The organism is uncultured Desulfovibrio sp. (assembly GCF_944324935.1).
Taxonomy (GTDB): Bacteria; Desulfobacterota; Desulfovibrionia; order Desulfovibrionales; family Desulfovibrionaceae; genus Desulfovibrio.
The window spans coordinates 1-19,583 of record NZ_CALUYG010000048.1; the positions used below are offsets into that span (position 1 = coordinate 1).

Below are 19,583 nucleotides of genomic sequence, written 5' to 3' on the forward strand. Positions count from 1 at the left end.
CGGTTACAAGACAACTGTGGAAAAAATGAGGGAAGACGGGGTCTTCTTTGTGTCAACTTTCGTTTGACAATCTGCCATAAATTGTCTAACCGGACAGCGTTCGGAGCGGCGAACGCGGGGCCGTGGCCGACGCCATCCGGGGCCGGGCTGCGGCGCGCTGTCGATGGAGTCCTTGTCATGTCGGAAAAACTTCGTCTTCTTGTCCTTGTGCTTGCCTACAATGCGGAAAAGACCATCGTGGACGTCCTGGATCGCATCCCGCGCGAGCTGGAGCAGTCATGCGAGGTGCATGTGCTCGTGCTGGACGATTGCAGCCACGACACCACCCTGGAGCGCGCTCGCGAGCGCCTTGCCGGCTTCTGGTGTCCCGGGGAGGCGTTGCGTAATCCGGTGAACCAGGGCTACGGCGGCAATCAGAAGGTCGGCTACCGCTATGCGGCTGAACATGGCTTCGACGTGGTGGCCATGGTACATGGCGACGGTCAGTATGCGCCCGAATGTCTGCCGCGGCTGGTGGAACCGTTTACCCGCCGCGATCAGCGGGTAGACGCTGTCTTTGGTTCGCGTATGCTGCACAAGCGTGATGCGCTCAAGGGGGGCATGCCCCGGTACAAGTTCGTGGGGAACATGGTGCTGACGACCCTGCAAAACCGGTTGCTCGGCACGCATCTTTCCGAATTCCATACCGGCTATCGCCTCTACCGGGTGGAGACATTGAGCGCCCTGCCGCTGGAACTCAATACCAATGATTTCGACTTCGACACCGAGATCATCATGCAGGTGGTGTTTTCCGGCGGGACCATCGTGGAATTGCCCATCCCGACCTTTTACGGCGACGAAGTCTGTCATGTGAACGGTCTGCGCTATGCCTGGGACGTCATGTTGACCAGCCTCAAGGGACGTCTCATCCGCATGGGTCTTTTCTACGATCCCAAATTTTTCTTTCCGCAGACGGAGATCGCCCGCAAGGTGAGCACCTTTTCCTTCCCTTCGACGGGCAAGGCCGTGGCCGACGCCATCCGGCCCGGCAGTCTGGTGCTCGATCTGGGATGCGCGGATGAGGAACTGTCGACCCATCTGCAACGGGAGAAGGGTTGCACGGTCATCAGCTGTCCCCCCGATGTGGACCTGGACAGGGAGCTGCCCGATGCGCCGTGGGACAAGCTCGACTATGTGGTCGCCCTGGACGTGCTGGAGCAGCGCGATTCCGCGGAAGAGTTCCTCGCCCGGCTGCGGGAACGGCTGACGGACAATCCGGGGGCGATCTGCATCGCGGGCAGTGCCAACGTGGGCTTTTTCATCACGCGCCTCATGCTGCTTTTCGGCCAGTTCAACTACGGACGGCGCGGCATCCTGGCCCTGTCGCACAAGCGCCTGTTCACCATCGCCTCACTGGCCAGGGTCATGCGCTATGCCGGGTTTCGCGTCGTCCGCAAACAGATCATGGCGGCGCCCTATCCGCGAGCCCTGGGCAATAACCGGCTGTCCCGCTGGCTCATAAGCGTCAACCGGCTGCTGGCCAGAGTGATGCCGGGCCTGTTCGCCTATCAGGTGCTGCTCGAGGTGCGGCATACGCCCGGCACGGAAAGCGTTCTGCGCCGCGCACAGCGCTGAAAAAGCGGCCGCCGGGGAGCGTGCCGCCACGTCACAGGCCTCCCGCAGCGGGACAGGGCTGTCCCGGCCGGTGAGGGCCGGCGCAGGCGATGACGGGAGAATTCATGCACGCGACACGCGAACCGGGAGGTCTTCTTTCTCGCCGAGGCCTGCTGTTCCTGCTCCAGGTCTCCATCAGCGCGGCCGCGCTGATCTACGCCCTTGCCGGGGTGGATCTGCCGCTGCTCTGGGCGGCGGTCCGCGGTTATGCGCTCTGGGCCGTGGGCCTTTCCCTCTGCGCGGTAGCGCTGGATTATGCCTGTATGGGCCTGCGCCTGCACAGGCTGCTTGCCGGCGGCACGGCATATCTCCTGAGTTGCAAGGCCGTGCTGCTCTGCGTGGGGTACAACAATATCCTGCCCGCCAAGGCCGGCGACGCCATGAAGGTCTTTTACCTGTCCCGCAAGACCGGCACGCCGCTGCTCGACATCAGCGCCATCATTCTCTGGGAACGGCTGCTGGATGTCGTTTCGCTGCTCTGTGTGGCCCTGCTGGCCTACACGCTGCTCGGCACGGAACAGCGGCTGCTCCTGCCGCTGCTGCTCGCGCTGGGCGGCGTCTGTCTGTTCGCTGGCCTGCGCTGCTGGTCGGCCTGGTTCCACGCGGCCTATGCCCGCTTCTTCCCGGGGCGGGTGGCGACCCTCTGTTCCCGCCTGCACGCACAGATCATCGACAGGATGCGCCTTTCGCGGATGCTGGGCGGGTTCCTGCTTTCTCTCTGCATCTGGAGCTGTTATTTCGCCAGCTTTGCCGTCTCGCTCCGCCTGGTGGCGGGCCTGCCGCTCGACGGCGTGCAGATGCTGACGGTCTTTGCCGTGACCTGTCTGGGCATGGCCATTCCCTCATCACCGGGAGGGCTGGGGGTGTTCGAGGGGGCTATGGTGCTCAGTCTCTCCTGGTTCGGCGTGGAGCAGAGCGCCGCGCTGGGGATCGCGCTGTACACCCATGCCCTGCATTTTCTTCCCGCCGCACTCGCGGCGGTTGTGCTGAACGGCAGCCGCGGTTTCTGGAAAGGGAAGTCCCAGCCTGTCGGTGAGGAGGGCAGATGAGCGGGACGACACGTTGGGATCTGGCGGCCGTTGCGGGCATGGTGCTGTTTGCCGTGCTCCTGCATTACGGCAGGATGGGCGCTTCCATCGACGGCGTCTTCCTTTCCACCGACTCGGCCATGTACGCCTCCATCGCCGCTGCCTACGGTCATCCCGAAAGCTTTACGCACGATTTCGTCTACGGCGAGGAAAGCCAGTACATGACCCATGTGACGCCGCTCGTGCAGCTGGTGAACTGGCTGGCCGACGATGACGACAACTACGGCACAGCCTATCTGCAGGTGACCGGGGCAAGCGTCTTCCTGCACTATCTCGCCTTCTATCTGCTGGGCATCCTCTTTTTCCGACAACGCTGGAAAGCGCTCATCTTCACCGTGCTCATGGGCTTGTGCTTCTGGACGCCCTGGGGGACCTACTGGGGGGCAGGCTACATCGACTATACGCCGCGCAGCCTGTTCAACGCCCTGTACGCGCTTTTTCTCTGCCTGTACTTCCGTATCCTGGAAAAGCCGCGCTGGTGGCCGCTCTTCATGGCCGCGCTGGGGGGGCTCGTCTATGTGCATTCCATCAGCGCCCTGCCGGTGGCGGCGGGGCTCTGGCTGGGCTTTGCCGCCAGTCGCCCGGCCGGCAGCACATGGACGCGCCATGCCGGCCGGCTGCTGCTCTGCGGCCTCTGCTTCCTGGCGACCATGACGCCCTATGCGCTGGTGTACCTGCACGCCTCGGGCGTGAAGCTCGGCCCGGACGATGTGGCCTTCATGGACCACATCCTGCGGACGCGCTTCGACATCGAATACGCCGAATATCTGTACGGTATGGGCAAGTTCCTCCGACAGTACACGCTGTTGCCGGTCATCCCGCTGGCCCTCTGGGGCACCTGGATGATCTTCCGCCACGGCACGCCGCAGGAAAAGCTGTTCGGCAAGCATATCTGGCTCTGGGTAGCGGGCGTGTATGTGGTCATCCTGCTCTTCGTGCTGGATCAGGTGATCAGCCATGCCCTGGGCCGCATGCACATCGAGTTCGACCTCGTGCGCGTCCATCGCTTTTTGCCTTTCTTCGCCATGTGCCTGATCTTCCTGGGGGCCAATATCCTGTGGCGGCGGGTGGCCGCGCAGACGGAACGGCCGTTCTGGCAGCGGACGGCGGCCTGCCTGTTCTGCCTCGGGCTCGTCATCGGCTTTTTCTGCGGCGGACAGCAGGATATGGCGCGCAGCGCCCTTGCCTGGTACTGGAACCGGCTTGACGACGCACGCTACGAAGCGGCGTACGGCCCCCTGCTGCGGCGGGCGGAGATGATCCGCGCGCTGGATGAGCATACCCGGCCCGGGGAAAGCATCTTTTTCCCGGGCGAGGATCAGGCCATCCGCTATAATGCGCTGCGCCCCCTCACCTACGGCTGGAAGGACGCCTGTCTGCTCTATTACGCCAAGGGGATCGCCCCGCTGCATGAATGGGAACGCATCGAGGCCGCGCTCAAGTCCTCGCCGACGGCCTACATCGCCGCGGGCCTCTCCACCGCGCCGGACTATCTGCTGAGCGAGCGCCCGCAGGACAGGGCGCTGCTGGAGACGGAAGTGGGCCCCGTCGTCTGGGAGAACGCCCGCTACCTGCTCGTCAGGAACACCCACAAAAAATGACGCTGTGATCTTTCAGGAAATGGCGGTTGTTGCGTGGGGGAGAGGGGGATCGTTTTGGGCAGATTGTCAAACGAAAGTTGACACAAGGAAGACCCCGTCCTCCCTCATTTTTTCCACAGTTGTCCTGTCACCGGACTTCTTGCGCGGGCGGTGGGTTATGAAGGCCACCGCCCGCGCTGTCCCGTGCTCCCCAAGGCCCCTGAAGTTTCGCGTGCGGGGGAAAAATTGCCGGAGCAGGCCGTTTGTCTGCTCATTGAGCCCCCGTTCTCCGGGGCATCCGGCGTGGCGGAAAGAGCTTGCCGTACCAAAATGGTGGTCTGTCCGCTTGTAATTGAAAAATTCCCTGCCCTGGTCATAGGTAATACTTTTGAAAAACCAGGCGAGAACTCGTGAAAAAAGCTGTTTGATCCCTGCCGCGACAACGGCGCTTGAGCGATCCGCGCTGTACGTCGCCATGAGAAAACCGCTCTTGCGTTCGACAGCTGTAATGCGGCAAGAAAAGCCGTCCGCTTTCCCGCGTTCTTATCTTTTGAGGCACGCCAGTCGGCCCGCCTTTGAGCGGCCTGTGCAGCATACCTGCCGTTTTTATTGGCGTTTCGCCGGACTTCCCTTGAAATGGCCGCTGGGCTGTAGCCGAGGAGATCGGCAATGCTCCTGAGGGATTTTTCCCCCGGAAGCCGCTCCATGATTTCTCCGTGAGTTTGGGTAAGGTGTTTTTGCCCCATGACAGTTCCTCGTTGTTGAGGTGTTTGTCTGTAAAACAACTGTCATGGGGCGTTCTTTTTTTGGCAAGCCCTCTGTTAACTTTCAATTTACAATCTGCCGGCAAGCCCTCTGTTACCTTTCAATTGACACTCTGCCACAAAGGGGCCCTTCCCCGAAAACAAAAGCCGAGCTCCCTCTCTCAGGACGATATTCAGCGATCCCAGCTGTAGGGGATGCGCGGGCTGTCCAGGGGAAGGCTTTCGCCTTCATCGGGGTCGTGGGGGATGTCCGCCCCGTTGCAGAGCAGGGCGGGCTTGTCGCCCACGGCGGCAAAGGCGTACCAGACGCCCGTGGGGATGCGCAGCAGGGCATAGGCGTCGGGCCTGCCCAGCTCCAGCCGGCAAAGGACGCTCTGTGTCGGCGACTGGGGCCGGTCGTCATAGAGCACAAGGGCCATGCGTCCGCTGGGCACGGCAAAGTGCTGTGTCTGGCGGGTGTGGCGTTTCCAGCCCCTGACGTGTCCGGGCAGCACTTCGGAGAAGTAGACTTCCCCCAGGTGCAGGCGGCCGTCCGCTGCCGGCGCGTCCGGGCAGGGGCAACCGGGGCGCAGGGGGGCCGTCGGCTTGAGCATGTGCAGTACGGCGCCGCCCTCGGTGGGGATGAGGCGCAACGGCAGCAGCCAGGCGCCGTCGATGCCCGTGCCGCGCGGGGTGTCGTCGGCCGGCGCCGAGGTGGAAAGCGTGATGACCGGGGGCATGGCCGTCCTACCGTACCCAGAGTTGCTGACGCTGTTCGGCGGCATTGCAGTAGGCGGCGATCTGCCCGAGGCTGAAGTCCAGCAGGGACGCGCCGGCCTGCTTGCCGCCTTCGCCGCGGTAGAAGCGATGATACCATTCGGCGGTGAAGCGGATGGTCTCCTCAAAATCGAGGGTCGCCTTCCAGCCCAGATGGGCAAGGGCCTTGTCGCAGCAGAGTTTGAGCAGGGTGCATTCCTTGACGCCCGCCTGCGCCTGCGGGTCCGTCTCGCTTACAAAGCCGGGCCAGTGGGTCGCCAGCGCCGTCACCACCTCGGCCACCGTATTGTTGACGTCCGCCGCCGGGCCGAAGTTGTAGGCCTGTCCGCGCACGGCAAAGGGGCCCTCGCGCAGGCCCAGCAGATGTGCGCCCAGCCACAGATAGCCGGAAAGCGGTTCCAGCACGAGTTGCCAGGGGCGGGTGGCCCAGGGGCTGCGGATGCGTACGGCCCGGCCGTCGGCCCAGGCGCGCGCGCAGTCCGGCACGATGCGGTCCAGCGCCCAGTCCCCGCCGCCGATGACGTTGCCTGCCCGCGTGGTGACGCAGGCCGGGCCGTCGCTGCCGAAAAAGCTCTGGAAGTAGGAGTGGGCGATGATCTCCGCGCAGCCCTTGGAGGCCGAGTAGGGGTCGGCCCCGCCGAGATGGTCGGTCTCGCGGTAGCCCCAGACCCATTCGTCGTTGCGGTAGCACTTGTCCGAGGTGATGAAGACCGCGGCGGCCACGGAGGGACATTGCCGCAGCCCTTCCAGCATGTTGAGCGTGCCCATCATGTTGGCTTCAAAGGTCAGGGCGGGCTTGTCGTAGGAGAGGCGTACCAGCGGCTGGGCCGCCAGATGGAAGACCACCTCTGGCCGGAATTCCCGCAGGGCACGGCACACGGCGTCCCGATCGCGGATGTCGCCGCGATAATCCCGCAGGTGATCGCCAAGGCCGGCGGCCTCAAAATGGGAAGGCGTGGTGGGCACGCTGTCGGCAAAACCCGCCACTTCCGCGCCGAGGCTCACCAGCCAGGCGGCCAGCCACGAGCCCTTGAAGCCGGTATGACCGGTAATGAAGACACGACGGCCCTTGTAGCAATTGGCAAACATGTCGATCCTTTGCGCTGTGCGCGACGGCCTGCCGCGCATGATGGCCACGCGGCAGGCCGGAAAATGTCCGGGAAAAGCCGGCTAGATCCAGAAGGCCTTGCCCGAATCCCAGAGTTCGTTCAGCTTGAGGGAATCCCGCAGGGTATCCATGCACTGCCACTGTCCGGGATGCGGATACATGGAGAGCTGTCCTTCGGCGGCCAGACGCTGCAGCGGTTCCTTTTCCAGATCGCAGGATTCGTCTTCGCTGAGATAGTCGAGGAACTCCCGTTTGAAGACGAAGAAGCCGCAGTTGATGTACTCGTCCAGGACGGGCTTTTCCTCCCAGGAGAGGATCTTGCCGTTGGCGTCCGTACGCACCGTACCGAAGCGGGAGGGCATGCGCACGCCGGTGAACGTGCCGATAGTGCCGGATTTTTTGTGGAATTCCACGAGCTTGTCAAGATCGATGTCCGCCACGCCGTCCCCATAGGTCACCATGAAGCGGTCCGTATCGATATGACGGGCCACACGTTTGAGCCGGCCGCCCTTGAGGGTCTCCTGTCCGGTGTCGCAGAGGGTCACGCGCCAGTCCACGATCTCGGTGGGATGGGCCGTGATGTCGCCGTTTTTGAGGTCCACGGTGAAATCCGTGTTACGGATATTGTAATCATGGAAATACTGTTTGATGACCTCGCCCTTGTAGCCGAGCGGCAGGATGAAGTCCTTGTAGCCGAAGCGGGCATAGATGGACATGATGTGCCAGAGCACCGGGCGTCCGCCGATCTCCACCATGGGCTTGGGTTTGATGGCCGTTTCCTCGCGCAGACGCGTTCCCTTGCCGCCGCACATAATGATGACTTTCATTGTGCCTCCGTTGTGTGCCGTCCCATGCCCGCGACAGGCGGGCTGTCGGCATCCCCCCTTGTAGCAGAGAGCGGCGGGGAAAAAAAGCCCCGCCCGCACAGCCCCCCGGCAGGAACCCCTTGTCAGGCTTTGCAATCCCCGCCGCCTGTGCTAATCGAGAAGAGACGAGACCGTCCCTCATGCGGAGGGACGGCATACCCAAGGAGAGCACCATGTCCTTCTTCCACCGTCCCGCCGGGATGCTGATCCCGGTGCTGAGCGCCGTGCTGCTGACCGCCTGCATGACCTCCGGCCCGGAAAAGACGCTCGGCGAAATGGCCGATGCCCTGAGCGCCAACGACAGCGCCGCCTTCATGGCCAATATGGATCTGAAACGTTTTGCCGATAACGAGATCAGCAATATGACGCAGGAGAGCCGGGGCCTGAACATGCTGGACACGCTGGGTCGCCGGTTCGGCATCGGCGGCGTGGACAAGATGCTCAACAGCATCGTGGATGTGGAGAACGACTTGCGCCAGCACTTCCAGCGTGGCGTCAGCACGGGCGAACTCATGGCCGACTGTCGTCAGGCCACGACGCCGGACTGCCCGTGGGTACCTGAGTCTCTCAGGAAGGCAAAGGTGGTGAAGCTCAACGAGACGGCGGCCGTGGCCTCCGTCACCACGCCGGCGGGCATGACCTCCTGGCTGGCCCTGCAAAAGCGGGGCGAGAGCTGGCAGGTGGTGGGGCAGGCCGTCATGGAAGATACGGCCCGCAAGTACGCGCTGGGCACGGCCGCTCCCGCCGGCAGGGAGCAGCCGGCCGGGCGGGACAAGCCCGCGCCGGTGGATATTTAGACGCCGGGAGCGACCCGTGACGACGGTCCGATGGCGGAAGGCCGGCCGTGGTTCCGGCAGCATGCCGCCGGGGAGCGGCGGAGGCTTTCCTCCGGGGTTTCGCGCATAAAGCACGGCGTGTCGGTCACATGGCCGGCACGCTTTTTTGTGGCACGATGCTCTCCCGTACGGCGGCGTGGCGGCGCGCAGGGCATGGGGGGCAGGGAGGCGGATTTGTCGTGGCGGGGCATGTCCGTCCGCTGTCCGTTTTGCCACGAGGAAGGCGGCCCGTGCGGCCTCTCTCATGGCGGAGACCCGCGCGAACGGGCTGTGCGGCGGGAAGCAGGCGCGGATACGACGGCTGCGGCGTCCGTCTCCGTGTTCCCCGGAAAGCATATCAGCCGGGCAGGGGAATGCTGTCCGGCTGATGTGTCCATGAGGGACGGTATCTGTATGATGTGCTGGGAGGGCGGCGCCGTCAGGCGGCCTTGCGGTAATGGCCGCGCCCGTCCACCCGGAGCCAGCCGAAAAGTGTGCCCAGCCCGGCAAGGCAGGCCATGCCGCCCATGGCCGCCACCCCGTCCGGCCAGATGGAGAGACCGCAAAGGAACATGGAAGCGCTGCCGAACAGCAGACCGCCGCTGTTGATGAGTGCCGTCATGGTGCCGGTATCCGTGGAGAGCTGGCTGAGCATGAGCACCGTGGAGGGCGGCCGGGTGGCGCTGGAACAGAAGCTGATGGGCGCGCACCAGAGCGCGAAGATGACGGGATGCCAGCGCCCCATGCACAAGATGCCCAGCCCCGAAAGGGCGATGATGCCCAGAAAGACGGCAAAGAAGCGCCGCAGCGGCCAGGCGGCGAACCAGCGTCCGTAGCACAGGGGGCCCAGCAGGCTCATGCCGGCATTGATGGCGAAAAAGAGGCTGTAGCTCTGCGGCGAGAGGCCGAACAAGCCCTGATAGATGTAGGAAGAGACCGCCAGAAAGGCCATGAAGGGCATGCAGACGGCGGAAAAGATCAGCAGCAGGCTACGAAAACCGCGCTGGCGCAGCACATAGCCGATGCGGCCCATCATCCGGCCGAAGCCTCCTTCCGTCCGTACGGTGAGGGTTTCCCGCAGCAGCAGCGCTCCGCCGCCGGCCAGCAGACCGCAGAAGGTCAGACAGACGAAGATGCCGCGCCAGGAGGTGAAGCTCAGCAGCAGTCCGCCGATGACCGGGGCCAGCATGGGCGCAAGGATGGTGATGGTCTGGATCCAGGTGATGACCCGCGCCATGACCTGTCCGCGCAGTACGTCCTTGACGATGGCCAGCGACATGGCGCTGATGCCGCCGCTGCCCACGGCCTGCACGCCTCGCCAGAACAGCAGGACCTCGATGCCGGGCGACAGCACGATGCCTACGCTGGAGACGATGTAAAGCGCGGCGCCGAGCAGGAGCACCGGCCGCCGTCCGGCCTTGTCGCTGTAAGGTCCCCAGAACAGCATGGAAAGGGCGAACAGCAGGAGGAAGCAACTGATGCTCAGGCTGGACAGGGCGTCCGTCGTCCGCAGCGATTCCGCCAGTCTGGGCAGGGCCGGGAGATACATGTCCGTGGAAAGGGGCGCAAAGGCGCTGAGAAAAGCCAGGTAGACGATGAGCCAGCGGTTGCCCAGGGCAAAGACTTTGCGGGGCATGGAAGCTCCTTTGCGCGGTGCGAAGTCGGGCAGGGGACCCGGCGTGTTGCGCGCCGGCGGGGGCGGCGATGCCCCGGATCGGACGCGGAAGATCGCCTGCCGAAAAAAAAAAGAGATTTCCCGGCCTTCAGCCAATCCAAAGGCCGGGAAATCGTGTGGGGAGGGGAGTATGTCCGGCGTCCGGCATCACAGGGATGCTAGGCGCTCAGTGTCTCAAGAAGGGCGCGGGCGCTCTCGTGTTCAGGATTGTCGGTCAGCACTTTTTGCAGGAGCGCACGCGCTTCATCCGCACGCTCGAGGGAAATGAAGCAGCCCGCCAGCGTCACGCGCATGGCTTCGGTCTGCATGTCGGCCTCGATGGCGGCTTGCAGATAGGGGATGGCCCTTTCCACGCAGCCGGCGGCATAGGCCGTACGCACCATGCCGTTCAGCGCCACGATGCTGTCGGCGGCCATGTCCAAAGACTTGGCGAAGGCATCAAAGGCTTCCTGCGCCTTGCCCTGTTCCATGAGCACGAGGCCCATGCCGCAATAGGCCTTGCTGTCCGGCTCGACGGAGGCCGCTTTCTTGTAGAGCACCAGGGCATTGTCCAGCTCGCCGCGCTGTACGGCGATGGTCGCCAGACCCATGAACGGGGCGGAGATCTGCGGATTCTCGGTCAACGCCTTGCGATAGTATTTTTCCGCTTCATCATAGTTGCCCATGAACAGGTAACATTCGCCCAGTTCCTTGTTGATCTCGTAATCAAGCTGATTTTCCATGTGCTCCTCATCCTGAAAGGCTTGTTGCGGCTGATGCGTTGCGAACGCCCCTTAATTGCACGTCGCGTGCCAAAAAAAAATTATCCCGCTATTCCGGGGGGACTGAAGAGAACAGTCATTTTTACGGAAAAAACTGCCGTCCATTTTTTTGACACATGCCGGTCTTGCCGTCCTGTTACGCCGGGAAGTTTTTGCCGCCGGGAAAGTTTTTCCTGGTGGAACATGCTGATTTTTTTCAAAAAAGAAGAATAGTTCCGCTGTTTTTCCGCAGGGCGAGCGGATGCGCTGTGCCGGTATTGGGGGAGGAGGAAAAACGCCTGCGCTGCTGCCGACACCCGCAAGGTCCCTGCGCCGACAGAACCTGCCAGCGCAAACGCTGTAGCGAGCTCACAAAGCCAGACACCCACAACGGCATGGGTCCCGTGAGCATGTGCGGGCATCGCGCTGGCATGCCTTTTTGCGATCGGCGCAAAGTGCATGGTGACAGGCTCCGGCGGGCCCATGCCGGCTGGAAAAGCAGCGGACAGCGCGCCGCCGTCCCGCCGGAGGACAGGACAAAAAAGGGGAGCTTCGGCCGGACCGCCGCTCCCCTTCCGTCTCTCTCGGGCACATCCGCCCACGACGGGCGTTACCCGTCGCCGCGGCCGCCATGCAGCAGGGCCGCGCCGCCATGCACGCTGATCACATGCAGCAGCGCGCCCAGCACGCCTTCGATATCCAGCGCGGACGTATCGACCACCACGGCGTCCTGCGCGGCACGCAGCGGCGCTATGGGACGGTTGCGGTCCATGGCATCCCGCTTGCGGATCTGTTCGGTCAGTACGGCCAGATCAGCGGCCTGCCCGCGCGCCTCCAGATCCCGCAGGCGGCGCAGTGCCCGCACTTCGGGCGTGGCGTCCAGAAAGAATTTGAAGCGGGCCGTGGGAAAGACCTCCGTGCCCATGTCGCGTCCCTCCACCACCAGCGGGCGCTGTTCGGCCAGCCGGCGCTGGGCCGCGCACAGACAGGCGCGCACCAGTGGCACCTGTCCCAGGCGGGCGGCCAGCATGCCGACCTCCTCGGTACGGATCTCGCCGCGCACTGGCACGCCGTTGCAACAGATGCGCGTGCCGGCGCCGTTGCCTTCCAGCGAAAAGGTATGCGCGGCGCAGGCGTCTTTCAGCCGTTCCTCTTCCCAGGCATCGGCTCCGGCCCCCAGCCGCAGGGCCAGACAGCGGAACATGGCCCCGGTATCCAGAAAGGCGATGCCGAGGCTTTCGGCCATGCGCCGGGCCAGCGTCGTTTTGCCGACGCCGGCCGGCCCGTCCAGCGTCACCACGGGCAGCGGGGCGGAGGTCATCGGCCAGCCTCCAGAAAGGCATGCAGCAGAGCAAGGAAGCGGGCATTTTCTTCCGGTGTGCCGACGCTGACGCGCAGATGTCGCGGCAGGTCGTAGCTGTTGAGCGACCGGATGATCAGGCCGCCGCGCAGCAGATGGTCCACGCAGGCCGCGGCATCCGCGCCCTCCGGCAGGCGGAACATGACGAAGTTGGCGGCGCTGGGCCAGACGGTGCAGCCTGCGGCGGTCAGTTCCCGGCTGAGCTGCCGGCGGCCTTCGCGCACGGTGCGCAGGGTGGCTTCGCGAAAGGCCGTGTCCTCAAGGGCGGCCAGTCCGGCCTCCTCGGCAAGCAGGTTGACGGAAAAGGGCAGCCGCGCCCGCCAGCAGTACTGGGCCAGCGCTTCCGGCAGCACGGCATAGCCCAGCCGCAGCCCGGCCAGTCCCCAGCTTTTGGAAAAGGTGCGCAGGACGGCGACATTGTCCGGCAGGCAGCCTCCGGCCAGCAGGGAGGACTGACGTTCGTCCGCCTCGCTCTCGCCCACGAAATCCATGTAGGCCTCGTCCACCACCAGCAGGCAGTCCGGGGCGCGCCGGGCCAGTTCGGCGGCCAGACGTTCCACGTCGGCACGCGGGGGGCAGTAGCCGGACGGATTGTCCGGCGTGGTCACGAAAACCAGACGGGTGCTGTCGTCCACGAGAGCGAGAAGGGCCTCGAAGTCGAAGCTGAAATCTTCGCGCAGCGGCTGGCGGCGCACCTCGACCCCGCAGATCTGCCCCTGTATGGGGTAGATGGAGAAGCACGGCGAGAAGCAGACCAGCGAATGCCTGCCCGGTACGAGCAGCACGCGCAGCAGCAGGTCGATGACTTCATCCGAACCATTGCCGACCACGATGCGTTCCGGGGCCGCCCCGTGCCGGCGGCCCAGGGCCGCCGTCAGACGCGGATTGCCGCCCTGCGGATAACGGAAGCTCAACGCGGCGGCGCGCTGCACGGCCTCGCAGACCAGCGGGGAGGTCCCCAGCGGATTTTCGTTGCTGGCCATTTTGATGACCTGCGTCAGACCGTATTTTTCCTTGATTTCGGCAATGGACGTGCCGGGGACATAGGCTTTCAGGCCAAGGATGGCCTCTCGTACGGGGGATGTATACATCGTGGCTCCCATGCAGCCGGAGAGAGGGAACAAAAAAAGGGCGCGACCTTGCGGCCGCGCCCGTGAAGACAAGGCTTATTCTTCCTCGTCGGTCGGACGGATGGTCAGCACCGGCATGGTGGCGTTCTTGACCACCTTTTCGGCCACGGAGCCGAAGAGGATGCGGTCGATGCCCTTGCGGCCGTGCGTGCCCATGACGATGAGGTCGACCTTTTCCTCTTCGGCGCGGCTGAGGATCTCTTCGGCGGCGTAGCCGATGAGCACATGCCCCTTGGCTTCCACGCCGGCGAAGTTTTCCGCCACAAAGGCTTCCATGGACTTTTCGGCCCCGGAAACGATCTCGCCCACGAAATTCTCGATGGTGTTCGGCGGCACATGGAAGCCCACATACTGACTCAGCGAGGGGGCCGTGTACACGACGATGATGCTGGCGCCGAGCCCCTTGGCAAGCATGGTGGCGTATTCGGCCACGGACTTGCTGTGATCGGAGAGGTCGACAGCGCAGAGGATCTTCTTGATTTCCTTCATGGTATGCTCCAGTGCCCTTTCCGGCGCTTTCGTGGGAGAGCCCTCCCGGCCGTGCCGGAACCGACCGTGACGGCTTCATCTTCTTGAGGTTTTATAGTAGAATCTTTTCCGGCGTTAGACAAGTCCCGCCGTTTGGCGGCAGGCCACCGGGAAAAAAACGCCGCTTTTTTCCTGGAACGATTATTGCAGGTATCCTGTCGAACGCCAACCCTGGAGGCGAACATGAAGGTGAACAGCCAAGCGATAGAATCCCTGCTGCAACAGCAGGAACAGACGGCGACCCGCCGCACAGGCGGTGACAATAGCGCATTCGAAGCGGCTCTGGCCCAGGAGCTGGGCTCGAGCGAAGCCACGGTCGCCGCGGCCATGCCCCCCATGCCCGGGGCCGGTCGTGCCGGCCTCATCAGCCGGATGCTGCTGGGGGGTACGGAAGAATCTTCCGCCCTGACCCCGGATGAAGCCGTTTTTGAGGAAGCTTTTTCCCAGGCGTCCGGCGCGCTGGATCTCTGGGACTCCTACACGCAGGCCCTCGGCTCCTCCCGGGCCGAAACCTCCCTGCGGGATGCCTATGCCCTGCTTGAAGGCATAGACAGCACGGTCTCCAACCTGCGCGAGGGCACGTCGAGCCTGCGCGGCCAGAATCCCGGCTTCGATTCCCTGCTCAATGAGCTGGAGATCCTGACCACCACGGAAAAGATCAAGTTCAACCGGGGCGATTACCTCGTTTAGGCAAGGCGCTCTCTGTCGGGAAAGCCCCGGCGGCGGATCTCCGTAAGCAGGATGCCGCCCGGCGGGATGTTCCCGGAACGAACGTGGGGGAGAACGTTTTTCAGAACGCCTTGACAGGTTTTCACCAGACAAAAAGGCTGCGGAGGATGACTCCGCAGCCTTTTTGCGTCCATATGCCGTTTTCCGGCTGTCGTTCATCTGACGCCATGTCCGGTTGAGGTGGGGGATGGTCTCCGGCACGGCCCGGATGGGCGTCAGTCTCCCGACAGGCTGCGCGGTCTCAGGCGTCCCAGCTGGCCGTATCCGTCCGGGCCCGCAGCAGGCCGTCAAGGATGCTCCACGGGTGGGGCGGACAGCCCGGCACGAAGACATCCACGGGCAGGAGATCTTCCAGACCGTGGCCGCACTCCGGGCTGTCCCGGAACAGGCCGCCGGAAATGGCGCAGCTGCCCACGGCGATCACAAGACGGGGCTGGGGGACGGCGGCATGGGTCGCCAGCAGAGCCTCCCGCATGTTGCGGCTCACCGGGCCGGTCACGGCAAGGCCGTCGGCATGGCGGGGGGAAGCCACCATGTCGATGCCGAACTTGCCGAGGTCATAGACGAGGGTCCCCAGGACGTTGATGTCCGCCTCACAGGCATTGCAGCCGCCGGCGCTGACCTGGCGCAGCTTGAGCGAGCGGGAAAAAAGACGGCCGGAGCGGCGCGGCGGCGTCAGCGGGCGCGATACGCGCGTCAGGATGAGATCTTCCCGGCAGAAGGTCGCCAGATGATGATCGCCGGTGAAGCGGATGCCACCTTTCGGACAGGCCCGCGCACAGGCCCCGCAGAAAAGACAGCGCCCCATGTCCAGCGCCGGGCCGCTGTCCGCGCCGCCGGGGCCGGGAGCGTCCGGCGAGAGCAGGCGAATGGCCCCGGCGGGGCAGGTCTCCGCGCAGGCGCGGCAGTCGCCGCAGGCCACGGCAAGGATCTCCGGGCGTCCCGGATAGCGCGCGGACAGCCCCGGCTGTACACGGGGATAGTCCAGCGTGCGGTATTTCTGGTGCAGGCGTTCCCTGATGATATGCAGCATTGGCGTACCGCCTTGAAAAGCGTGAGGGTTGAAAGATGTTGGAAAAAAACGGCGGAGCCCCATTCCCCTTGCGGGACTGCCGGGGCGGCTTTTTTCTCTTTAGGGCCTGTTGACACTATCCGCTGCTTGTTTGGGGGGCAGGGGAACCCCTCCGCCGGCGCGGGAGGGGTTCCCCTGCCCCCCAAGCCCCCCATCCCTTCCCCAGCGCGCTTTTATCAGGGAATGACACAGAGAGCGAGGTAAGCCCGTCCCAAGGGCAAGGGGTGTTTGCACGGATGACTTTTCTTATTTTAGTAAACTAGTTGCAACAGTTATGGTAATATGCCCGACGCGACAAAGGAGCCTTACGGGCATCGACAGCAGAGCGCGGGGTTCCCCTTCCCCCCAAATAGCCTGCATCCCCCCCTGACAGCTCCTACAGGTCATGGCCGCAGTAGGAGAGGTTGAAACTCTTGTTGCACAGGGGGAAGTCCGAGATCTGCTGGCCGCGCAGGGCCGCTTCCAGTCCGGCCCAGTTATGGAACGAGGGATCGTAGATTTTGCAGCAGGCCAGCCGTCCCCGGGCATCGGTGATCCCCACATGGCAGATCTCGCCGCGCCAGCCTTCCACCTGGGCCACGGCCAGCCGTCCGGCGGGCAGGCGGTCCGGCAGCGGCAGGCAGATGGCGCCCTCGGAATGGGAGAGCGCCTGAATGTCCGTGCAGGCCAGATCCACCGAATCGGCCAGTTCCCGGCTGCGCACGCGGGCGCGGGCAAGCACGTCGCCGCCCTTTTCCACCCGCGCCTGCGTCTCGCAGAGCGGCAGGCAGGACAGGGGCGTGTCGAAGCGCGCGTCGCGGGCAAGGCCGCAGGCTCGCGCCGCCACGCCCACAAGGCCCAGCTCGCGGGCCGTGGCGGCGGTGACCTCGCCGGTCTCCTCGAGCCTGTCCAGGACGCTGGCCGAGGCGAACATGACTTTCACCGCTTCCCGCACGTCCCGCCAGCAATGGCGCAGGCGATCGAAGAGGCGGGCGCACAATTCGGCGTCCACGTCCACCATCACGCCGCCGGGGCAGACCCAGCCGCGCCCGAAGCGGTTGCCGCAGACCTCCGCCGTCAGATTGAGGAAATCCCCGCGGATGCGGCCATTCCAGGCCGACGTGGGCAGAAAGCCCGTATCCCCGGCAATGGCCCCCAGATCGCCGGTATGGTTGGCCAGTCGTTCCAGCTCCAGCCCCAGACGCCGCAGCCGGTTGGCGCGTTCCGGCACAATGACGCCCGCCAGCCGTTCCAGCAGGGTGGCGTAGGCCGTGGCGTGCCCTATGCTGGTGTCTCCGGCCACGCATTCCATGAGGCGCGCATGCGCCGGATGCGGGCCGCCCGACAGGCGGCGTTCCACGTCCCGGTGCTGGAAACCGAGGCTGATCTCCAGATGCAGGACATTTTCGCCGTAGCACTGGAAGCGGAAATGCCCGGGCTCGATGACCCCGGCATGCACCGGGCCCACGGCCACCTCGTGCACTTCCTCGCCGTCCACGCGGTAATGGGTGAGCTGGGCCGGGCCGGGCCGCTCGCCGGGCGTGGCGGTCAGGCAGCCGTGCGGCACGAAGCGCACGGGCTTGAGCCAGGGATGCCCTTCCGGGCGGATGGCCCATTGTTCCCAGAGTTCGCGTTCGAAAAGGTGCGCCTGCGGGCAGTCAGGCGTCAGGGCGGCGTACTGCGTCAGGGGAGCGGTGCGCATCACCCGCAGGAAGCGGTCGCCGCTGTGGGCGATGAGCGCGCAAAGCCCGGCCCCGTCGCCGTCGGGCAGGCCGAACAGGGCCAGCAGCCGTCCGCCGTCCCGTACCTCTTCCAGCACTTCGCGTCGCAGATCCTCCGCGGACAGGACGGGCACGTCGGCCAGGGCAACGGATTGCTCGTAGTCAAGGACCATGTCGTCTAGCCTCCTATGAGCGCGGCCGCGCGGCGCAGGATGTTTTCAAGCCAGGCCGGGGTATGGACGCCGAGGCAGAGCACCAGCGCCCCGAGGCAGAGCGGCGGCAGCACGCTGCACGCGCTTTCCGGCTCGGCGCGCTGCATGTCGCGCGGGCGTGTGCCCTGCACCATGCGCAGCACCGGGATGGACATTCCCACGAAGATAACGGCCAGCGCCAGCAGATAGCAGGTGGCCACCAGCCAGCGTCCCTGGCTGAGAATGCCCTTGAGGATGAGGAACTCGCTGACGAACAGGCCGAACGGCGGCGATCCCACGATGGCCAGGAAGCCCGCCGTCCAGAGCGCGCCGGTCATGGGCATGGTCCAGCGCAGGCCGCGTACGTCGTAGCTGGACAGCGTGTGATAGCGGGTCAGGATGTTGCCGGCCAGCAGGAAGAGCATGCACTTGGTCAGCGAATGCCCCACCGCATGGAACATGGCCCCGAAGACCGCCGAGCCGCCCAGTCCGATGCCCAGGGCAAGGATGCCCATGTGCTCCACGCTGGAATAGGCCAGCAGGCGCTTGTAATGTCCCTGCCCCACGATGAAGACCGCCGCCGTGAACAGGGAGACGATGCCGAAGAAGACCAGCAGCCCGCCGCTGAAATCGCCCAGCCCGGCCGCCAGCATGATCTGATGGCCGCGCAGGATGCCCAGCAGGGCGCAGTTGAGCAGGGCCCCGGACAGCAGGCCGGACACGAGGGACGGGGCCTGGCTGTGAGCGTCCGGGAGCCAGTTGTGCAGGGGCGCGAGGCCCATTTTCGTGCCGTAGCCCACCAGCAGGAAGATGAAGGCCGCCTGGAGCCAGGGGGACTGCACGCCGTAGAAGCCGCTTGCCCGTACCTGCCGCGCCATGTCCACGAAGATGCCCACCTGGTCGAGGCCTTCCTCCATGACGAGGCCGGGCCGGTAAAAGCCGATGGAGAGCAGCAGATTGCCGATCAGGGCCAGCGCGATGCCCACGGAACAGATGATGAGATATTTCCAGGTGGCTTCCAGCGACTGCTGATGCCGGTGGAAGTAGATGAGCGGCGCGCTGGCCAGGGTCGTGCCTTCTATGCCCATCCAGAGCGCGCCCAGATGGCGGGTGGTGGTTACGAGCGTCATGGCCGCCAGAAAGAAGCAGAGGCAGGCCGTGAAGCGCCGTTCCGGGGCATTGGTGAAGGGCCGGCCGTCCTGAAGGGCCGTGCGTTCCCCCTGCCGGGCCTCGTCGCGCAGATAGCCCACGCCGTACCAGCTTGCCGCGCAGAACAGCGTACTGGCCAGCGCCAGGAAGAGCACGCCCACGGCATCCGGGGCCAGCAGGCCGAAGAAGGCGGAGGGCGTCTGCCCGCGTCCCACGGCCAGCAGGGTAAGCAGGCTCAGGACAAGGTGCGTGACGGCCACCAGCAGGAGCAGACCGCGCCGCACGGTGCGGGACGGCAGCAGCAGGGTCAGCAGGCCCGCGCACAGCGGAAAAAGAAAGAGGACCTCTAGCATGTCGATCTCCGTCCGGCGGCACCAGGGCCTGTTGACGCAATGCACGGTGTTTTTGGGGGGGAAGGAAAAGCCCTCCGCCGGCGCTGGAGGGGGGACCCTTCCCCCCAGGCCCCCCATCCCTTCCCCAGCGCGCTTTTAGCGGGGGAAGCGTCAGGAACACGAGGCAAGCCCGCCGCCGCCGGCAAGCGGAGCGTGTATAGCGTATTTGTTTTCTTCATTGAAATTGTTTGTACAATTTGCGTTGACACGCCCTAGGGGCTGTTTCTAAAAAGTTTATTGCAGCCAAATCAGACAGGCCGCCAACATGACGTTTGCCCGGAATGTTG

At 64.6% G+C, this 19,583-nt stretch carries 18 protein-coding genes and 1 pseudogene; 5 read left to right on the plus strand and 14 right to left on the minus strand.

Going from position 1 to position 19,583, the window contains the following annotated elements:
• Positions 1-177 precede the first annotated feature (177 nt).
• From Q0J54_RS10250 to Q0J54_RS10260, 3 genes are all read left to right on the plus strand, one after another.
• Positions 178-1,614, plus strand: a complete 1,437-nt coding sequence (locus Q0J54_RS10250) for a glycosyltransferase (RefSeq protein ID WP_296305384.1) — start codon at positions 178-180, stop codon at positions 1,612-1,614.
• Positions 1,615-1,718: 104 nt separating this feature from the next.
• Positions 1,719-2,702, plus strand: coding sequence for a lysylphosphatidylglycerol synthase transmembrane domain-containing protein (locus tag Q0J54_RS10255; protein WP_296305386.1), 984 nt, complete (start codon positions 1,719-1,721; stop codon positions 2,700-2,702).
• A complete protein-coding gene (locus tag Q0J54_RS10260) occupies positions 2,699-4,342 on the plus strand; it encodes a hypothetical protein (protein ID WP_296305388.1) in 1,644 nt (547 codons plus the stop codon). Before Q0J54_RS10255 ends, Q0J54_RS10260 begins: the two co-directional genes overlap by 4 nt.
• 66 nt (positions 4,343-4,408) lie before the next feature.
• On the opposite strand, the gene Q0J54_RS12245 is transcribed toward Q0J54_RS10260, so the two are convergent.
• The 5 genes and pseudogenes from Q0J54_RS12245 to rfbF form a co-directional block, all read right to left on the minus strand.
• Entirely contained in the window at positions 4,409-4,798 is a 390-nt protein-coding gene (locus Q0J54_RS12245; protein WP_367172242.1) for an IS30 family transposase, read from the minus strand.
• 149 nt (positions 4,799-4,947) lie between these two features.
• A pseudogene (locus Q0J54_RS12250) lies at positions 4,948-5,067 on the minus strand (hypothetical protein); the annotation flags it as partial.
• A 191-nt stretch (positions 5,068-5,258) separates the two neighbouring features.
• On the minus strand, positions 5,259-5,804 hold the full coding sequence (locus Q0J54_RS10270) for a dTDP-4-dehydrorhamnose 3,5-epimerase (RefSeq protein WP_296305392.1): 546 nt from the start codon (positions 5,802-5,804) through the stop codon (positions 5,259-5,261).
• A 7-nt stretch (positions 5,805-5,811) separates the two neighbouring features.
• Positions 5,812-6,930 (minus strand): CDP-glucose 4,6-dehydratase, encoded by a 1,119-nt coding sequence (rfbG, locus tag Q0J54_RS10275; protein ID WP_296305394.1) that lies wholly within the window; start codon positions 6,928-6,930, stop codon positions 5,812-5,814.
• Between the two features lie 81 nt (positions 6,931-7,011).
• Complete coding sequence (gene rfbF / locus Q0J54_RS10280; protein WP_296305397.1) at positions 7,012-7,776, minus strand: glucose-1-phosphate cytidylyltransferase; 765 nt, start codon at positions 7,774-7,776, stop codon at positions 7,012-7,014.
• A 212-nt stretch (positions 7,777-7,988) separates the two neighbouring features.
• On the opposite strand from rfbF, the gene Q0J54_RS10285 reads away from it, so the two are divergent.
• Positions 7,989-8,612, plus strand: coding sequence for a hypothetical protein (locus tag Q0J54_RS10285; protein WP_296305399.1), 624 nt, complete (start codon positions 7,989-7,991; stop codon positions 8,610-8,612).
• A gap of 457 nt (positions 8,613-9,069) precedes the next feature.
• Here Q0J54_RS10285 and Q0J54_RS10290 read toward each other — a convergent pair whose 3' ends face one another.
• The 6 genes from Q0J54_RS10290 to Q0J54_RS10315 form a co-directional block, all read right to left on the minus strand.
• Positions 9,070-10,266 carry an MFS transporter gene (locus tag Q0J54_RS10290; RefSeq protein ID WP_296305401.1) on the minus strand — a complete coding sequence of 399 codons (1,197 nt, stop codon included), beginning with the start codon at positions 10,264-10,266 and terminating at the stop codon, positions 9,070-9,072.
• A gap of 197 nt (positions 10,267-10,463) precedes the next feature.
• Positions 10,464-11,027, minus strand: a complete 564-nt coding sequence (locus tag Q0J54_RS10295; RefSeq protein WP_296305403.1) for a tetratricopeptide repeat protein — start codon at positions 11,025-11,027, stop codon at positions 10,464-10,466.
• An 80-nt stretch (positions 11,028-11,107) separates the two neighbouring features.
• Entirely contained in the window at positions 11,108-11,506 is a 399-nt protein-coding gene (locus Q0J54_RS10300) for a hypothetical protein (RefSeq protein WP_296305405.1), read from the minus strand.
• Between the two features lie 149 nt (positions 11,507-11,655).
• The gene (gene cmk, locus Q0J54_RS10305; protein ID WP_296305407.1) at positions 11,656-12,366 is read right to left on the minus strand and encodes a (d)CMP kinase; all 711 of its coding nucleotides are present in this window, start codon (positions 12,364-12,366) and stop codon (positions 11,656-11,658) included.
• On the minus strand, positions 12,363-13,496 hold the full coding sequence (gene hisC, locus Q0J54_RS10310) for a histidinol-phosphate transaminase (RefSeq protein ID WP_296305409.1): 1,134 nt from the start codon (positions 13,494-13,496) through the stop codon (positions 12,363-12,365). Before hisC ends, cmk begins: the two co-directional genes overlap by 4 nt.
• Before the next feature lie 75 nt (positions 13,497-13,571).
• On the minus strand, positions 13,572-14,024 hold the full coding sequence (locus tag Q0J54_RS10315) for a universal stress protein (RefSeq protein ID WP_296305412.1): 453 nt from the start codon (positions 14,022-14,024) through the stop codon (positions 13,572-13,574).
• Positions 14,025-14,246: 222 nt separating this feature from the next.
• On the opposite strand from Q0J54_RS10315, the gene Q0J54_RS10320 reads away from it, so the two are divergent.
• Positions 14,247-14,753, plus strand: coding sequence for a hypothetical protein (locus Q0J54_RS10320; protein ID WP_296305414.1), 507 nt, complete (start codon positions 14,247-14,249; stop codon positions 14,751-14,753).
• Between the two features lie 280 nt (positions 14,754-15,033).
• Here the strand turns inward: Q0J54_RS10320 and Q0J54_RS10325 are convergent, their stop codons facing one another.
• The 3 genes from Q0J54_RS10325 to Q0J54_RS10335 all read right to left on the minus strand — a co-directional run bounded on the left by Q0J54_RS10325 (position 15,034) and on the right by Q0J54_RS10335 (position 19,257).
• Positions 15,034-15,825: a 4Fe-4S dicluster domain-containing protein gene (locus Q0J54_RS10325; protein ID WP_296305416.1), complete on the minus strand. Its 792-nt coding sequence runs from the start codon at positions 15,823-15,825 to the stop codon at positions 15,034-15,036.
• Between the two features lie 415 nt (positions 15,826-16,240).
• The gene (locus tag Q0J54_RS10330; protein ID WP_296305418.1) at positions 16,241-17,737 is read right to left on the minus strand and encodes a hydrogenase; all 1,497 of its coding nucleotides are present in this window, start codon (positions 17,735-17,737) and stop codon (positions 16,241-16,243) included.
• 5 nt (positions 17,738-17,742) lie between these two features.
• Positions 17,743-19,257 (minus strand): proton-conducting transporter membrane subunit, encoded by a 1,515-nt coding sequence (locus Q0J54_RS10335; protein WP_296305420.1) that lies wholly within the window; start codon positions 19,255-19,257, stop codon positions 17,743-17,745.
• Positions 19,258-19,583 lie beyond the last annotated feature (326 nt).

Coding starts and splice junctions, on each gene's coding strand:
- Q0J54_RS10250 (WP_296305384.1), top strand. CDS start 178: ATGTCGGAAAAACTTCGTCTTCTTGTCCTTGTGCTTGCCTACAATGCG.
- Q0J54_RS10255 (WP_296305386.1), top strand. CDS start 1,719: ATGCACGCGACACGCGAACCGGGAGGTCTTCTTTCTCGCCGAGGCCTG.
- Q0J54_RS10260 (WP_296305388.1), top strand. CDS start 2,699: ATGAGCGGGACGACACGTTGGGATCTGGCGGCCGTTGCGGGCATGGTG.
- Q0J54_RS12245 (WP_367172242.1), bottom strand. CDS start 4,798: ATGGCGACGTACAGCGCGGATCGCTCAAGCGCCGTTGTCGCGGCAGGG.
- Q0J54_RS10270 (WP_296305392.1), bottom strand. CDS start 5,804: ATGCCCCCGGTCATCACGCTTTCCACCTCGGCGCCGGCCGACGACACC.
- rfbG (WP_296305394.1), bottom strand. CDS start 6,930: ATGTTTGCCAATTGCTACAAGGGCCGTCGTGTCTTCATTACCGGTCAT.
- rfbF (WP_296305397.1), bottom strand. CDS start 7,776: ATGAAAGTCATCATTATGTGCGGCGGCAAGGGAACGCGTCTGCGCGAG.
- Q0J54_RS10285 (WP_296305399.1), top strand. CDS start 7,989: ATGTCCTTCTTCCACCGTCCCGCCGGGATGCTGATCCCGGTGCTGAGC.
- Q0J54_RS10290 (WP_296305401.1), bottom strand. CDS start 10,266: ATGCCCCGCAAAGTCTTTGCCCTGGGCAACCGCTGGCTCATCGTCTAC.
- Q0J54_RS10295 (WP_296305403.1), bottom strand. CDS start 11,027: ATGGAAAATCAGCTTGATTACGAGATCAACAAGGAACTGGGCGAATGT.
- Q0J54_RS10300 (WP_296305405.1), bottom strand. CDS start 11,506: ATGCACTTTGCGCCGATCGCAAAAAGGCATGCCAGCGCGATGCCCGCA.
- cmk (WP_296305407.1), bottom strand. CDS start 12,366: ATGACCTCCGCCCCGCTGCCCGTGGTGACGCTGGACGGGCCGGCCGGC.
- hisC (WP_296305409.1), bottom strand. CDS start 13,496: ATGTATACATCCCCCGTACGAGAGGCCATCCTTGGCCTGAAAGCCTAT.
- Q0J54_RS10315 (WP_296305412.1), bottom strand. CDS start 14,024: ATGAAGGAAATCAAGAAGATCCTCTGCGCTGTCGACCTCTCCGATCAC.
- Q0J54_RS10320 (WP_296305414.1), top strand. CDS start 14,247: ATGAAGGTGAACAGCCAAGCGATAGAATCCCTGCTGCAACAGCAGGAA.
- Q0J54_RS10325 (WP_296305416.1), bottom strand. CDS start 15,825: ATGCTGCATATCATCAGGGAACGCCTGCACCAGAAATACCGCACGCTG.
- Q0J54_RS10330 (WP_296305418.1), bottom strand. CDS start 17,737: ATGGTCCTTGACTACGAGCAATCCGTTGCCCTGGCCGACGTGCCCGTC.
- Q0J54_RS10335 (WP_296305420.1), bottom strand. CDS start 19,257: ATGCTAGAGGTCCTCTTTCTTTTTCCGCTGTGCGCGGGCCTGCTGACC.